Here is a 15,957-nt window from a genome sequence, read left to right on the forward strand (position 1 = left end):
CAAAGGTTCACAGTTATCCACCAAACGGCCGATATATACTGCTTGCACTCTATTAGTTAACACCGAGGTGCAGCATGACGTGTCGTTCTGTGGTACTGAAAGTTAGGGGGTTCATTGCCTTAGCAGGCTTTGCCCTCTTGTCGGCACAGGCTATTGCCCTGGAGGCTCCTGAAGGGCCGGTGTTGCTAGTGGTCAGTGGCAAAGTGGGGCATCCAAACGTTGGAAATGAAGCCCATTTTGACAAAGCGATGTTGGAGACTTTAGAGCAACACGAAACGATTACCCGTACCCCTTGGTACGATGGCGCGGTGCGCTTCTCTGGCCCGTTAGGGCGCGCCATCCTGGAAGCCGCCGGTGCCGAAGGAGTAAATACACGTGTGGTAGCGTTGAATGAGTACGCGGCGACCATACCTGTCAGTGATTTTGAGAATTACGACGTTATTCTCGCCATGCAGGCAAATGGCAAAGCACTGCGTATTCGTGATCAGGGACCGCTATTTGTAATTTATCCCTTTGACGAACATCCCGAACTTTTGAATGAAGAAATCTTTTCCCGTTCGGTGTGGCAGGTGATGCGTATCGAAGTTGAATAATATAACCGAGTAGTTGTTATGCTGGCTTTAATGAAGTTCTATTTTTCCCGCAGTACCAGGGTCGCTACGTTTTCGGCGATCCTTTTTTTTCTTTCCGCACTAACCACCGGCGGGGTTATTTATAATCGTCAGCATGCGCTTGAGAATCGACTACTTGAAAACCTGTTGTGGGCTGGGTACCAATATGACCGCGAAGTGCGAGAGCTTCGTTTAACACTGATGGAAGCGAACGCTGGCAATGCGACTGTTGAGGATATATTGCTACGCTACGAGATTCTTTTCAGTCGGAAGACACTTTTTTTTCAAGGGGACATTGGAAAAGTTGTGAATCAACTTGAGCTTGTTGAAGGCGTTATTCGACAGACTGAAGTATTGATTTTAGAGATGGAAACGCTGCTTGAACCCCTGTGGAACGACCCCACCGAATTAAGTAATGCGTTGATAGCTAGCCTCCTGGAAAGGACATCAAGTTTTCAACAGCTTACCAGCACGATTTTGATCGAAACCAATGCCCACGTTTCACATATGCGCAGCGAGGAACGCCGCGTGTTGACAAACCTGTATGGATTGGTGCTCCTGCTTATTATCTTGCTCATGTTCTCAGGCGGTATGTTAGTCCGCGCCTTGATCCTGGAAGGGCGCTCAAGTAAGCGTAAGGCACAGGCATTAGAAGTGAAGAGTTTAGAGCTCAACGAGGCTGCCAAGCGAGCAGAGAAAGCCAGTTTAGCGAAATCGGAGTTTATGGCCGTGATGAGCCATGAAATTCGCACGCCACTGAATGGCGTAGTAGGCATGGCGGATTTGCTAAGCGAAGAGGTGGAAACACTCCGGGCAGAAACGTATTTAGCAGCACTAAAGCGCAGTGCGGAGAGTCTACGCGCGGTAATTAACGATGTACTTGATTACACTAAAATTGAGTCTGGGCGGCTTGATTTGGATGAGCAGCCCTTTGATCTTCATCAATGCATCGATGAGTTATGTGAAAGTTATACATTTCGGGGGCCGAAGGCGAAGGTAACCTTCAGTTACTCTATTGACCCAGCGCTACCACGCTATGTAATAGGCGACATCGCACGCTTGCGCCAACTGATGATGAACTTAATTAATAATGCCCTGAAGTTTACCGAAGAGGGTTTTGTTAAATGTCATGTGAAGCCGCTAGTAAACGATAATGTTTTGGTTGAGGTACACGATACCGGTTGTGGTATTGCTAAAGCGGATCAAGCACAGCTATTTTCAGCTTTCACCCAGGTGGATACTTCCATGGCGCGTCGCCACGAAGGAACAGGGCTTGGACTGGCAATCTGCAAGCGGCTAGTCGGCGCCATGCGGGGTGAGATAGGAGTTAATAGTCAGTTGGGGTTGGGCAGTCGATTTTGGTTCACCGTTAATATGGCGGAAACCGAGCCTTTGGCGGTTTATCACAGCGGTGAAAAGCATCCTCTATTTGCTGCCCATCAGCACATTTTAGTGGTAGAGGATAATCCGCTGAACCAAACGGTGGCGCAGGTGATGCTCGAACGCCTTGGCCAACAGGTGACAGTTGTAGAGAATGGCCAGGAGGCGCTCGACCAACTGACAGCCAACCAGGGTAGGTTCGACTTGGTGTTAATGGATATGCAAATGCCTAAGCTTGATGGCACTGAGACCACCCAACGCTGGCGCACTTTTGAAGTACTCCATGAGTTGCCCCGCCTGCCTATTATCGCGATGACCGCCAATGTGATGACTGAACATCGTGAGCGCTGCATGCAGAGCGGTATGGACGATATGATTCACAAACCCTTTACACGAGACGAGCTATATCAAGTGATCGGTCGCTATCTATCCCCTGTTGAACTATCGACTGATGAAAACGTAGAACGCACGACTATCCTCGCTCATCATCAGACGGCTGGCGCTCACGCTCTATTGACAGAGAAAGATGAGGCGATTCAACTGCTTGATGAGTATATCTGTGAAGAATTGAAAGAGACCTTCGAACCGAGCGCATTGGATGCATTGATGACGACTTTTTTAACTCGGTTTGACGATCGTTACGCCCGGCTTAACGCCTACTTACAGTGCGAGGATCGCGAAGCCCTGAGCCAAGAAGCACACTCACTTAAGGGAGCCGCTTCCTCGTTAGGCTGTGTTGCGATTGCTGAGCAAGCTAGCCAGCTAGAGCTCAGGGCGCCAGTCGCCTCGTTAAGCGAACTGGCCTTCCATTTAGAGCGGTTAGTGGTGCTAAGGGTCGCTAGTCAGAAGGCCTTGCAGCAAGAAAGCATGCTCTGTTGCTGAGGTGTTGGTGCGGTAGGTAAGTATTCACTAAACCAAGCATCGAAATCGGCGGCGGTTAACGGGCGAGCAAAATAGTGACCTTGCCCTACGGTACAACCCGCTTCAACCAAAAGGGTGTGCTGTGCCATTGTTTCGATCCCTTCGGCGACAATCTTAAGCCCCAGACGCTTGCCTAAGTCGATGATAGACGCTGTTATGGCAAGAGCGTCTTTGTCCTGGTCGATGCTTGAGACAAAACTCCTGTCAATTTTGAGTTCATTAAACGGCAGCCGGTGGAGTTGGCTCAAAGACGAATAGCCGGTGCCAAAATCATCTAATGACAGTTGGCAGCCGCGCTGCTGCAATGCTTTTAATACATGGCAAGCGTAGCCTAAACACTCAACGCCGACGGATTCGGTGAGTTCCAGCGTGATATTGGAGAGCAAAGCACCATGATGTTGGGTAAGTCGATCAAACGCTTCCAGCATGCCCTCTGATTGAATAAAGGCTGCCGGTATATTAATCGCTACGTTTAGGCTCCACCCACGCGCTTGCCATTTAGCCTGCTGCGCTAGCGCTAGCTCAAGAACGAGCCAAGTGAGCGGAACCATTAGACCGCTCTGCTCTGCCAGAGGAATAAAACTATCGGGAGAAAGTAAGCCACGTTCAGGATCTTGCCAACGCACTAGCGCTTCAACGCCGATGACCTGGCGCTGTTTAAGATCTTGTTTAGGCTGGTACATTAAAAAAAATTGCTTACTACGTATAGCGCTTGCCAGTTCCTCTTGAGTGGGAGCTTTGAGGGCATTTTTCAAAGGCTCAAGGAACGTTTTAAGATCGGTAAGCAGTCGGTTTTTGGGTATAAAGCCAAGCATACGTAAGCCTTTGGCTTCGCCGATTGCAATCACATCAGCTGCGGTCTCTTTTGAGCAACTACTGATTAACAGTATTGAAGCGTTTAAACGTAAGTCGTCTAGATAGTCCAGTATATCCAGACCGGTGAATTCCCCCAGCCCAAGATCCAGTAATATCAACTCGGTGTTGAGTAGGCTGGGCTGGCGCGCCAATTCCCCAAAACTACTTGCCGTCTGCACATTGTAGCCGCGTTGGCGAAGCAACATTTTGCCCAGCAGTTGAACATCAAGATCATCATCAATAATTAAGGCATTCGACAGCATAGAAGTTCCCTGATGACCCATACTATTAGTTATTCGTTATCATCTGTGCGCCAGTGAGCAAGGCAACGCTCATAAACAAGTCGTTAATCTTCCTTGGGCCTGGAAACCCAAGGAAGAGGAGAGGGCTAAGGGAGTTGCTTAGAACGACTCCCACTCGGGTTGCTGTGCACCTGCTAAACGGCGCGGGGCAACGGCACTAGATGGCGGTCTGTGCGACTGTCTGTGGCCTGAAGGAAGTGCTACTTTGTTCGATGTGAGAGGATCATGTTGTGTATTGCTAAGTTTGAAGGCGCCCACTAATACGCTCAGTCGGTCGGCCTGTTCTCTTAGTTCCGCAGCAGCAGCACTAGACTCCTCCACCATGGACGCATTGTGCTGCGTCATGCTATCCAGTTCGTTCACGGCGTCATTCACCTGACCGATGCCGACACTCTGCTCTTTGGCACCTGCGCTGATTTCAGCAATAACGTCAGCCACACGCTCAATGCTTTTTACCATCTCCTGCATCGTAGCGCCGGTTTCCTTCACCTGGTCGACACCCGATTTTGTCCGGCTTAACGACGTATTGACGAGGGTGGCAATTCCCTTTGACGCATCGCTTGAACGACTGGCTAATATACGTACTTCTTGGGCTACCACTGCAAAACCACGCCCATGCTCGCCTGCTCGTGCAGCCTCAACGGACGCATTCAGCGCTAATATATTGGTTTGAAAAGCGATACTCTCAATCATGCTAACGATGCTGCTGATTTCAGACGAAGAGTCGTTAATGGTATCCATGGTCTGCTCAACACTGTGCATGGAGTGTAAGCCCTGCTGAGCCAAGTCGCGGGTTGAAAGCGCCAATTGATCAGCTTGCTGAGCAGAATCGGAGGCGTTGTTGACCACCGCTGCGATTTTTTCCATGGAGGCAGAGGTTTGCTGCAGGTTGGCCGCGGCTTGTTCAGTACGCGCCGCAAGCTCTTGGCTGCCTTTGGCAATTTCAGTGGAGGCATGCTGGAGGCTAACGGTACTGCTGCTAACCGACTGCAGCGTATCGTCAATGCGCTTAATAAAGGCGTTAAATTGTTGGGCGAGGTCACCAATTTCATCGCGGCGACTACTCTCGATACGTGCGGTTAAATCGCCATCGCCTTCGGTAATCTCTTTAATACGCCCGGTAATTTGGCGAATAGCTCGAGACATCATTAGCGGGCCCAGCAAGGCAATAAGCGTTGCAGCAATAAAGATAATTAACGCAACAATGATAGTAGATGTTTGCTGTACTTGAATTCTATCAACCACTGCTGCTTCTGCTTGATAAGTGGCAGTTTCGATATTCATTCCCGAAACATCATAGATATCTCGCAGTGTATTAAAGCGGTCTAATGAAGAGCCATCAAGCAGGTTTAAAGCTTCGGCGGTATCACCACGTTGATGCAACTCAAAAACTCGCTCTGCTTCTTGTTTCCAGTCATTATAGAGTGTTTCAAAACCAGCTAGTTGAGTGGTAAGTTCCGGGTAGTTCTGCATTAACTCGGCATAGATACCCATACGCTCATAAGCCTGTTGGGCATTTGCTTCAAACTCGGCGATAAGTGCCGATGCACGCTCGCTGTTGGGGCGAGATAACAAATACTCGATTTCTGCAACCCGTGCTTGGTAAAGATCGCGGTCACCGTTTAGTGTGGCTGAAGTGGCCGGAATATAGTTAGTAATAAACGTATCTAAACGTTTTTTTACCATGTTAACGAGCAGTACATCTGCAACGACTATGATTAATAGCGCTAATGCAACGCTAATAAAAGCGAGAGCGTATTTAACTTTTATCTGTTGAAGGCGGTTCATATGTGCCAATCCTGTAGTGGAAAGTAATGAGTGCACATTACCGTTAAAGCATTAGCAGGGTCGATGGTTTTATGACACTTGTCACCTTTGTTCACGTTCCAGGTTTTAATTAGCGGTGTAACTATTTAACCATGATTGTAATAAGAATTGTTCATGTTTAAGTGTTTATTTATAACCTGCTGCTTGCAGTTGAAATAGCTTCGCATAACGGCCATTCTCAGCAAGCAACTCTTCATGGGTGCCGCGCTCGATAATATGTCCTTGATCAATAACAAGAATGAGATCAGCGCTGCGTACTGTTGAGAAGCGGTGGGAGATCAAAATAGCCATTTTGTTATAGCTATGTTCGCGGAAACGGGCGAAGACATCTGCTTCTGCTGCGGCATCCATTGCCGCTGTGGGTTCGTCCAGCACAATGATATCGGCGTTTTCGCGCATATAAGCACGGGAGAGGGCAATTTTTTGCCACTGTCCGCCGGAAAGCTCCTGGCCATTTTTAAACCAACGGCCAAGCTGGGTTTGGTAGCCGCTGGCCATGCGAGTAATAAAGTCATCCGCCATGCCGTGACGCGCCGCTTGCTGCCAACGCTGCTCATCGTTAAAGGCGTGGGTATCGCCAACGCCCAGATTTTCACCGACCTGCAGCTGGTAGCGCACGAAGTCCTGAAAAATGACGCCTGTACGCTCACGTAAGGCTTGGGTGCTCCAATCTCGCAGATCGCTACCGTCTAATAAAATCCTCCCTTGTGTAGGGTGATAGAGCCGGGTCAATAGTTTGATGAGTGTGGTCTTGCCCGAGCCGTTTTCGCCTACTAAAGCCAGACTTTGGCCCGGGGTAAGGTGGAGCGAAATGTCGTGCAATACATGAGCACCGCCAGGGTAGGAGAAACTGACGTGCTCGAAGCGTAAGCCATCGCCAGGCAGTGCGCCCTGGGTCAGAGTGCCTGTCTCGGCTTCAACCGGCTGCTCGAGGTACTCATAAAGGTTGGACAGGTACAAGTTGTCTTCGTACATCCCGCTAATAGCGGTAAGACTGGCGGAGAGCGCGGCCTGACCCTGCTTGAAAACCATTAAATACATCGTCATTTGGCCGAGTGTAAGTGCCCCGGCGATCGTTTCAATTACGACCCAACTATAGGCTAAATAAAAGGTTAAGGTGCCGAGCAAACCCAGCAGAAACCCCCAGCTTTCACGACGCAGCGTGAGGCGGCGATCTTCGGCAAATAGCTGGGTAAAGATATCGCGGTAACGCTTGAGAAATAGCCCTTCCAGGCCAAACAGCTTGACCTCTTTTATGCTGTCCTCTCTAGCGAGTACTGTCTCTAAATAGATCTGCATGCGAGTTTGTGGCGAACGCCAACGAAACAGACGAAAAGCATCCCCTGAGAATTTAGCTTCTGATATAAATACCGGTAAGGCACCCACCACAAGAATCATCAGTGCCCAAGGCGAAAACTGCACCAGGAGAACGCTAAAGCTGCCCAGTGAGATAGCGTTTTGCAGCAGTCCAAACGTTTTATTCACCAGTGCTAATGGGCGCGTGGAGGCTTCGCGCCGTGCACGTGTGAGCTGGTCGTATAGCTCTGAATCCTCAAATTGGCTGAGCGACAGCGAGCCTGCTTTTTCCAGGATCATCACATTGACCTTTTGCCCTAACAGGGCTCGCAGTAGCGACTGCTGGGCCGAAAGGCCACGCTGGGCCAGGGCGATTAACGCAATAATTAAGGCTTCTATACCCACCAACTGCAGTACCGGTGTAATAGACACAAGCAGATTGGGATCTGAAGCCGCTTGGTAAGTCTCCATGGCGCTCACCACGCCATCCACGATCAGCTGGCCAACCCAAGCCGCCACCGCAGGGAGTACCCCAGCAACCAGAGTGCAGAGCGCTAACCCCAGCATCATCCAACGGGAGGTTTCCCACACTAGGCCAAGCGCCCGGCGGCTATAGCGGAAGACACCAAAAAAGCCGCTTAACGGCGAAGAGGAGGTTTCAGAAGCGGGTGGGGACATAGGTAACTTGGCAGACGGCTCACAAAAAGGAGTGCCATGATGCGGTGGTTGAACGTGGATAGCCAGCCCAACCGCCGGTTGCCTTCAACGGCGACGCGGCGGAGAGGAGTGGATGAATTGCAGCTTATCCGAGCCGTGGCTTACCAGGGAACCACTGCCCCGTCGGTACGGGGCTCGGTGCCGCCTTGTAGTACGCCGGTTTTAGGGTCGCGCAGAATGATTTGGCCACGGCCAAAGCTGATAGAGTCTGCGACCTTGACGATGTCGTGGCCACGGCGGGCCAGGGCAAGCGCTAAGTGGTTGGGGAAATCGGCTTCGACTTCGATGGTTTTTCCTTTGGTCCATTTCCAGCGCGGCATATCAAGTGCCGCCTGGGGATTCAGTTGATCTTCTAGCATGGCCGTCACTACTTGCACATGACCTTGGGGCTGCATATAGCCACCCATCACACCAAACGGCCCAACGGCTTGGTTATCTTTGGTGATAAAGCCTGGGATAATGGTGTGGTAGGTGCGTTTGCCGGGGGCAAGCGCGTTGGGGTGCTGCGGGTCGAGAGAGAAGGACCAGCCGCGGTTTTGCAGACTGATACCCGTGCCGGGAACGACCATACCGGAACCAAAGCCTTTGAAGTTGCTCTGGATCAGCGACACCATGTTGCCATCGCTGTCAGCCGTGGCTAGGTAGACGGTACCGCCTTGGATGGGATTACCGTGTACCGGATCAACCGCTTGTTCACCGATCAGGGCGGCGCGTGATGTTAAGTAATCGTCATCCAACATCTGCTCAATAGTGGGGCGCATGGCCTCAAGGTCGGTAACGTGCGCAAAGCCATCAACATAAGCCAGTTTGGTGGCTTCAATACGACGGTGCAGGGTTTCAACTGCGTCATACCCTTGTTCGCCCAACCGTTCAAGCATACCCAGCGCTTGCAGTACAATCATGCCGCTGCCGTTGGGGGGGATTTCCCAAATATCGTGGCCTTTGTAGCGCACACTGATCGGATCGACCCACTCCGGCTGGTAAGCCGCCAAGTCTTCTTTGCGCAACAGACCGCCATGCTCGCGGGAAAAGGCGTCGATAGCCTCCGCCAATTCGCCCTCATAAAATGCCTTGCCGTGGGTATCGGCAATCGCTTTAAGGCTTTTAGCATGGCCTTCCGAGCGCCACAGTTCACCAGCTTCCGGTGCTCGGTCTCCGGGAGCGAACGTATCAAACCAGGGCTTGAAGGAAGCCTCGCTATAGGCCGAATAAGTAGTGAAGGCCTCCTTCCACATTTGATGAATAACGGGAGAGACGGGGAAACCTTCATCGGCTAGCGCAATCGCCGGGGCCAGCAATTCGGCGAACGGCAATTTACCAAAGCGCTCGGAAAGCACCGCCCAGGCAGCGGGGGCGCCGGGCACGGTGACTGGCAGCATGCCATGGTTGGGCATTGCCTCATGGCCGAGCGCTTTTAAGGCTTCAATGGTCGCTGCTTGTGGTGCTGGGCCGCTGGCATTGAGGCCATGCAGTTTGCCGTCGACCCAGACAATCGCAAAAGCGTCGCTGCCGATCCCATTCGAAGTAGGTTCGACCACCGTTAACGCAGCCGCGGTGGCAATCGCGGCGTCAATCGCATTTCCCCCTTGTTGCAAAATACGGATACCCACCTGCGCCGCTAACGGCTGCGAAGTGGCGACCATGCCACGCTTACCAAACGTTGCCATGCGGCGTGAAGCGCTGGGGTAATAAAGAGCATCGTGTTGCATGCCAGAATCCTTATGAGCGGTGTTTTTGATATAAGCTATTGATGAGCTATACATTTTCTCGCTGAGCTGCAGTTCTTAAACGCTGGATCTTGCGATCCTGATAGAGCGAAAACAGTATCGAAGCGACGGCGAGTGCCAGGAAAAGCGCGGAGAGTGGCCGAGTTAAAAACGTCAACCAGCTTTCATTAAGCTCGAGGGCGCGGAATAGCTGGCGTTCAAGGTTGTCGCCAAGCACTACGCCGAGTATCAGCGGCGTTAGCGGTACTTCAGCTTTCCAAAGCAGATAGCCGATAATCCCGAAGATGAACAACACCCAAATATCGAACAGGTTGTTATTCAGGGCATAAGCGCCAATGGCACACAGCATGAGCACGACGGGTACGAGTATCTGTTGAGGAATCAGCGATATCTTGGCGAACCAGCGCACCAGCAGCAGGTTGCAAAGTACCATGACTACCGCGCCGATCAGCAGGCTAGCGTAAATGGCGCCCACCAGTACCGGGTTCTGCTCAAACATCATCGGCCCCGGCGTTATACCGTGCAAAATCAGCACGCCCATCATGATCGCCATGGGCAAATCGCCCGGTATCCCCAGTGCCAGCGTGGGCACGAACGCACCACCCGCCACCGCGCTATTAGAGGCTTCTGAAGCCACGATGCCGCTAGGGATGCCAGTACCAAACTCTTCCGGGCGACGAGAGAATTTCTTCGCTTGATCGTAACTCAAGAAATTTGCCACGGTGCCGCCCGTACCGGGCAGCGCACCCACTAAGCTGCCAATTAATGAAGAGCGAAGCGTATTAAGCTTTTGTCCTGCCATATCTTTGATGATTTGGCCGTAGGGAATCGTCACATTGGTATCGATTTTTTTGGTTTCGCTTTTCTCATCTTTGAGCTTTTCAATGTTTCCGAGCAGTTGAGAGAAAGCAAATATACCGATCATCACAGGAAGGATTTCAAACCCAGAGCCCATGGCAGGCAAGCCAAAATCAAAGCGAAGATTACTGTTACGGTCATAACCCACGGTGGTAATTAAAAGCCCTAGCGCCGCTGCCATTAAGCCTTTGAGCAGAGCGCCACTGGAAAGACCTGCCACCAGTGTCAAGGCGAAAACAATCAGCGCGGTGATCTCCCAGGGGCGAAAGTTCATGCTGAAATTGGCGATTAAAGGGCCGAAAAAGACCAGTACTGCGACGCTGATAATGGTGCCTAGAAACGATGAGGCAACGCCAATGCCTAGTGCGCGACCAGGCTCACCTTTCTGCGCCATTGGGTAGCCGTCATAAACGGTGGTGATTGAAGAGGGCGTGCCGGGTATGCCGAGCATTACGCCAGACACAATGCCGCCCGAGTACCCCCCCACGAAAACACCGACCATTAACGAGACACCACTCACCGGATCCATTGCAAAGGTGAAAGGGAAGACCACCAGGATAGCCATGGTGACGGTAAAGCCAGGAATACTGCCGCCAATAATCCCAAATAACACGCCAATAACGATCAAGCCCAATACCGATGGCGTGCCGACCTCAGCGAGCGCTTGGAGGAAAAAGTTCGTCATTATTTACTCCAGGTTAAGGCAGCCAAACATTCAGGCCATAGCGGAAAACAACGAAGATGATGATCGCCAAAGAGCAGCTCAGTGTGAGGTTGATCAGCCATTTGCGTCGCGAATCAACACCCATCAACAGCGCGAGCGAGGTAACAAGAAAGCCAATGGTTGCGGCGATATAGCCCACCACAGGCAGTAGCGCTGCATACAGCCCAAAGAGTAAAAACAGCGCAAGTATGGTGCGTCGGCTTTGAAACCACTCACCAATGAGCTGTTTCGCGCCTGGTCGCTCCGGCACTTTTACCAGCAGCGAGCGCACCAAAATCAGCAATGAAAAAATACCAATCACCACCAATAAAATGCGTGGGAACAGCGCTGACCCGTAAGGTTGCCAACTGGTAGGCGGGGCAATACTGCCTGATTCCACCCACATGACAGCTACAATCAAAAGCAGCGCCAGCGCCAAAGCGCGGTCTTTCGTTAGCGTCAGCATACAAAACTCTCCTTAGCAATCTCTACCGCATGCCAATAGTGCTGGCATGCGGAGAGAGGCTTAACTGTCGAAATCAATATCATCAGCGGCTTCCGCCAGTCGTTCCTCATTTTCCGTAAGGAACTCCTGATAATCTTCGCCAGCAAGGAAACGAGGAACAGAGCCGAATTCATTCTCAATCCGAGCAATCAGTTCTTCGTTTTGAAGCGCTTTTTCGTAGGCATCTGCGATGATATCGATACGTTCTTGAGGGGTTCCTTTAGGCGCAAACACACCGCGGCTAGTGGCGTTTTCCATATCGATGCCTAGCTCATTAAGCGTTGGCACGTTGTCTAAACCATTCAGCCGTTCAGAGTGAGCAACACCAAGCGGGCGAAGCGTTTCATTCTCATAAAAAGATGCGCCCGATGGGATATTAGTAATGGTAAAATCTATTTCTTCAGCCATTAGTGCTGACACTTGCTCACCTGTGTCGGCATAACCAATTAGCCGCACATCGCTTATGTCGACGTCGATCGCCTCAAAGAGCTGCGCCCAGAAAAAATGATCAGTTGAGGTGGGAATCATGCTGAAGCGGACTTCGCCTGGGTTCTCACGAATGTAATCAGCCATTCCACCAGCATCTTCGACAGGGTGTCCTGGGTAAGTAGTTGGAATATTGACCGTTTGAGTCAGCAAAGCGACGGGCTCAAAGGCGTCGTAGGAGTAATCGACCATGCCGGCTAATTTGGAAAGCGCAATGGTGTCGTGGCTGCCAAGCAAGGTATAGCCGTCGGGGTCGGCATCTTTTACGTTGCGAGATCCTAATGTCGCTCCAGCCCCAGCCATGTTGACGGGAACAATCGATACCCCAAGGTGTTTTTCCGCTTCTTGGGAAACCAAACGGAAAATGATATCCGTAGCCCCACCAGGACCATAAGGAATAACCATACGAATATCTTGCGTTGGGAACTCATCAGCGTGACTGGCGGCGGTGAAACTTCCAATGCTAATCGCTGCCATCGTGGCTACTAAAAAACGTGATTTCACAGGATTTATCATGTGTTTGCTCTCTTAAATATTGATGCAAAAATTGTATGAATTAGTTCTGGAAATCGATGTTTTCGGCAGCCGCACTTAGCGCCGCTTCGTTTTCATCCAGGAATGCCTGATAATCCTCGCCCGCTAGAAATCTCACGACCGAGCCAAACTCGTTTTCGATACGGCTCTGTACTTCTTCGTTTTCCAGGGCCTGCTCGTAAGCATTAGCGATAGTATCGACGACTTCTTGGGGCGTGCCTTTGGGGGCGAAAACTCCACGGCTGGTGGAGTGATCCATCTCAATACCTTGCTCGCGCAGGGTAGGGACATCCGGCATGCTATCGAGACGTTCTGGATGGGCGATGCCAAGAGCACGGAAGGTGCCGTCTTCAAAGAAGGCACCGCCAGAAGGCAGGTTGAACATAGCGAAATCGACTTCTTCCGCCATCAAGGCTGAAACCTGCTCGCCGGTATCGGGGTAGCCGACTAGGCGGACATCGGCCATATCGATGCCCGCTTCCTGGAAGAACTGTGCCCAGAAGAAGTGATCCGTAGAGCTTGGGATCATGCTGAAACGCACTTGGCCTGGGTTTTCACTCACGTAGTCAGCGATTTCTTCAGCGCTCTGCACGGGATGATTGGCATGTGCGGTGGGAATGTTGATGGTTTGGGTGAGCAGCGCGATGGGTTCGAAGGCATCAAAGGAGTAGTCGACGGTGCCTGCTAGCTTTGACAGCGCAATGGTGTCGTGGCTGCCAAGCAGCGTATAGCCGTCCGGATCGGCATCCTTCACATTACGTGAACCTAGTGTTGCGCCTGCGCCTGCCATATTGACGGGCACAATGGATTCACCCAGCGTTTTTTCAGCCTCTTGGGAAATCAGCCGGAACAGGATGTCCGTTGCGCCGCCCGGACCGTAAGGAATAATCAAGCGCACATCCTGCTCGGGATAGTCTGCTTGCGCGGTCGTCGTCATTGCCAAACCAGACGCAAGTCCGATGGCGGCGATGGCAGTTTTTAGCGTAGTGCTTAGAGTCAATGTTGAACGCGTCATTCTTTTACACCTTTATAGATTGAGTTTGGTGTTATGGGATGCCGCCCGTAAAGCAGCGACGTGGTGAGCGCGTGGTCCCGTTATCGGGTTCTTGTTGTCACAGCACAATCCGGTTTTATAAGACTGTGCGGCAGTGAGTGTCAGCCGAGAAAGAGCCCTCCATAAACCAGAGCGCCCATGACCACAAACGCAGGGTGGGTATTGAAGCGAATCAGGGCGATCGCTGCGACTGCGCCAATAATCAGCGTATGAATAGCCCCGCTTGAGTTAAGGCTTTCGAGTAGAAAACCCAAGGTTAACCACGCCATCATCATGGCAATGACCGGACGAACCCATTGGCTCATGCGCTTAACCCGAGGGGAATCGCGATGGCGGTATAGCAGTCCTAACGCGCCCAGCATCAAAAGCAACGTAGGGATAACCGTAGCGGCCACAGCGATGAAGGCGCCGCCAATGCCAGCGACTTCATAGCCTACATAGCCTGCCATCTTGGTTGCGATAGGGCTTGGCAGGGCGTTGCCTAACGCAAGCGTTTCTGCAAACGTCTGTGCGGTCATCCAGTCATATCGACCGACGACTTCGGCTTCAATCAGCGGAATAATGGCGGGACCACCGCCATAACCGATAATGTTCGGAATAAAAAATGCTAAGAAGAGCTCCCAATAAATCACGCGTTACCCTCCGCTTTCTTCGCACCCGTCGGTTTAGTGCCGGAAGGGCGTAGCAGGGCGGCAACGAGAATGGCGCCAATTACCCAGCCTGGATGGATGCCGAGCCAGTAAATGAGGCCAGCCGCAACACAGGCCATGGCAATACTGACCCACCAGCCAAGCGCGGCCTTGGATTTATCAAAAAAGTCCCAGGTGAGCTGGGCCATCATCACCATGACGACGGGCACTACCGCTTGGCCCATGCCACGAATCCACGCGATATCGCGGTATCGGCTAAAAATGCCTAACATGACAATCATCGCCACTATCATTGGGAAGATGATGGCAATAACCGCGGCGATACAACCCGTTACTCCGCCAACGCGGTAGCCAATGTAACCTGGCATCTTCGTGGCAATCGGGCCAGGCAATGTATTGCCAATCGCCAGTACATCGGCGAACTCTTCATCGGTTAGCCAGTGGTGACGGGTGACAACTTCTGCATGCACTAAGGGAATCATGGCGGGACCGCCACCAAATCCAAAGATGCCTACACGGAAAAAAGCCCAAAATAGCTGCCAGGAGGCGCCCCGTTTTTTCATGGATGCGTATCCCACCAAGCCAATGCGGAAATCAGAAGCATGCCTAGACCTTATTTATCGTTTGTAGGTTAAAAAATCGATTATCTTGTCTAAAATAGAATATAGGTAGTGCCTGATCCGACGTCAACATTGAAAAATAGAATGGACAGTAAAAATTGTGATGAAAAAAGGACATTGTCATGAGTAGTTCTGTACCTAAGACAGCAACGCCCGTCGGGCCAACTGGTACGGCATCGAGTCGTGTGTTTGATCATTTACGCAAGGACTTGGTTGGGGGGCGCTTTGTCGCCGGCGAAAAGCTCGCTATTAATTCGCTTAAAGAGCACTACCAAGTCGGTTTGAGTCCATTACGGGAAGCGCTTAATAAATTGGCGGCTTATGGACTCTTGGTTCAAGAAAACCAACGCGGTTTTCGTGTGCCGAAGCTATCGCGGGATGAATTGGATGATATTGCCCAGATGCGCCTTGAAATGGAGGGGATGGCGCTTGAACGTGCCATTGCTCATGGTGACTCGCTCTGGGAGGCTGATTTATTAGCTGCAGCGCATCGTCTGAAGCGGGCCGATATCACCTTAGATAAAGGGGAAGAGTGGGAACATTTACATACGCAATTTCACCGCACCTTAGTGGCGCCGTGTGGTTCAGTTTGGCTGTTACGCTTTATTGAGCAGTTGCATGACCAGTTCGATCGTTATCGCCGTCTAGGGCCCAAAATGCCGACGATTCGTCAAGAGCTTGACGAACAGCATCATCAGCTCGTGGAGTTGGCACTACAGCGTGATGCCAAAGCCGCGCGGGAGTTGATGGATGACCATATCCATAAATCTTATGAAGTGGCTCTAAAGCGTTATCAAGAGCATGCGTAGCGAGCCGTATCGCGGTCTAGGCGTTAGTTAGCCACGACATAGCACATAGCCAGTGTGTAAACTGCTGCGCACATAATAGGATCGTCATTACCGACTTACTGA

13 protein-coding genes are annotated in these 15,957 nt (G+C 51.4%); 3 read left to right on the forward strand and 10 right to left on the reverse strand.

Going from position 1 to position 15,957, the window contains the following annotated elements:
- Positions 1–74: 74 nt before the first annotated feature.
- Both ACW44H_RS03965 and ACW44H_RS03970 read left to right on the forward strand, forming a co-directional pair.
- On the forward strand, positions 75–593 hold the full coding sequence (locus ACW44H_RS03965) for a molybdopterin-dependent oxidoreductase (RefSeq protein ID WP_457507073.1): 519 nt from the start codon (positions 75–77) through the stop codon (positions 591–593).
- A gap of 18 nt (positions 594–611) precedes the next feature.
- Positions 612–2,873: a response regulator gene (locus ACW44H_RS03970; RefSeq protein WP_457507075.1), complete on the forward strand. Its 2,262-nt coding sequence runs from the start codon at positions 612–614 to the stop codon at positions 2,871–2,873.
- Here ACW44H_RS03970 and ACW44H_RS03975 read toward each other — a convergent pair.
- The 10 genes from ACW44H_RS03975 to ACW44H_RS04020 form a co-directional block, all read right to left on the reverse strand.
- Entirely contained in the window at positions 2,834–4,030 is a 1,197-nt protein-coding gene (locus ACW44H_RS03975; protein WP_457507077.1) for an EAL domain-containing protein, read from the reverse strand. The two genes, ACW44H_RS03970 and ACW44H_RS03975, sit on opposite strands and share 40 nt — an antisense overlap.
- Before the next feature lie 138 nt (positions 4,031–4,168).
- Positions 4,169–5,857 (reverse strand): methyl-accepting chemotaxis protein, encoded by a 1,689-nt coding sequence (locus ACW44H_RS03980; protein ID WP_457507079.1) that lies wholly within the window; start codon positions 5,855–5,857, stop codon positions 4,169–4,171.
- 165 nt (positions 5,858–6,022) lie between these two features.
- Complete coding sequence (locus ACW44H_RS03985; RefSeq protein WP_457507082.1) at positions 6,023–7,870, reverse strand: ABC transporter ATP-binding protein; 1,848 nt, start codon at positions 7,868–7,870, stop codon at positions 6,023–6,025.
- A 140-nt stretch (positions 7,871–8,010) separates the two neighbouring features.
- Complete coding sequence (locus ACW44H_RS03990; RefSeq protein WP_457507084.1) at positions 8,011–9,618, reverse strand: gamma-glutamyltransferase family protein; 1,608 nt, start codon at positions 9,616–9,618, stop codon at positions 8,011–8,013.
- A gap of 46 nt (positions 9,619–9,664) precedes the next feature.
- A complete protein-coding gene (locus ACW44H_RS03995; protein ID WP_113268822.1) occupies positions 9,665–11,179 on the reverse strand; it encodes a tripartite tricarboxylate transporter permease in 1,515 nt (504 codons plus the stop codon).
- Between the two features lie 13 nt (positions 11,180–11,192).
- Positions 11,193–11,663, reverse strand: a complete 471-nt coding sequence (locus tag ACW44H_RS04000) for a tripartite tricarboxylate transporter TctB family protein (protein WP_113268823.1) — start codon at positions 11,661–11,663, stop codon at positions 11,193–11,195.
- 60 nt (positions 11,664–11,723) lie between these two features.
- Positions 11,724–12,704 (reverse strand): Bug family tripartite tricarboxylate transporter substrate binding protein, encoded by a 981-nt coding sequence (locus ACW44H_RS04005; RefSeq protein ID WP_113268824.1) that lies wholly within the window; start codon positions 12,702–12,704, stop codon positions 11,724–11,726.
- Between the two features lie 40 nt (positions 12,705–12,744).
- Positions 12,745–13,737 (reverse strand): Bug family tripartite tricarboxylate transporter substrate binding protein, encoded by a 993-nt coding sequence (locus ACW44H_RS04010; protein WP_457507087.1) that lies wholly within the window; start codon positions 13,735–13,737, stop codon positions 12,745–12,747.
- 140 nt (positions 13,738–13,877) lie between these two features.
- Positions 13,878–14,408, reverse strand: coding sequence for a chromate transporter (locus ACW44H_RS04015; protein ID WP_457507089.1), 531 nt, complete (start codon positions 14,406–14,408; stop codon positions 13,878–13,880).
- Positions 14,405–14,989, reverse strand: a complete 585-nt coding sequence (locus tag ACW44H_RS04020; protein ID WP_113268826.1) for a chromate transporter — start codon at positions 14,987–14,989, stop codon at positions 14,405–14,407. The genes ACW44H_RS04015 and ACW44H_RS04020 overlap by 4 nt, the downstream gene beginning before the upstream one ends.
- A gap of 179 nt (positions 14,990–15,168) precedes the next feature.
- Here ACW44H_RS04020 and ACW44H_RS04025 point away from each other — a divergent pair, with 179 nt between their 5' ends.
- The gene (locus tag ACW44H_RS04025; protein ID WP_457507091.1) at positions 15,169–15,855 is read left to right on the forward strand and encodes a GntR family transcriptional regulator; all 687 of its coding nucleotides are present in this window, start codon (positions 15,169–15,171) and stop codon (positions 15,853–15,855) included.
- The last annotated feature ends 102 nt before the right edge of the window (positions 15,856–15,957 follow it).

Source organism: Vreelandella sulfidaeris Esulfide1, assembly GCF_054072535.1.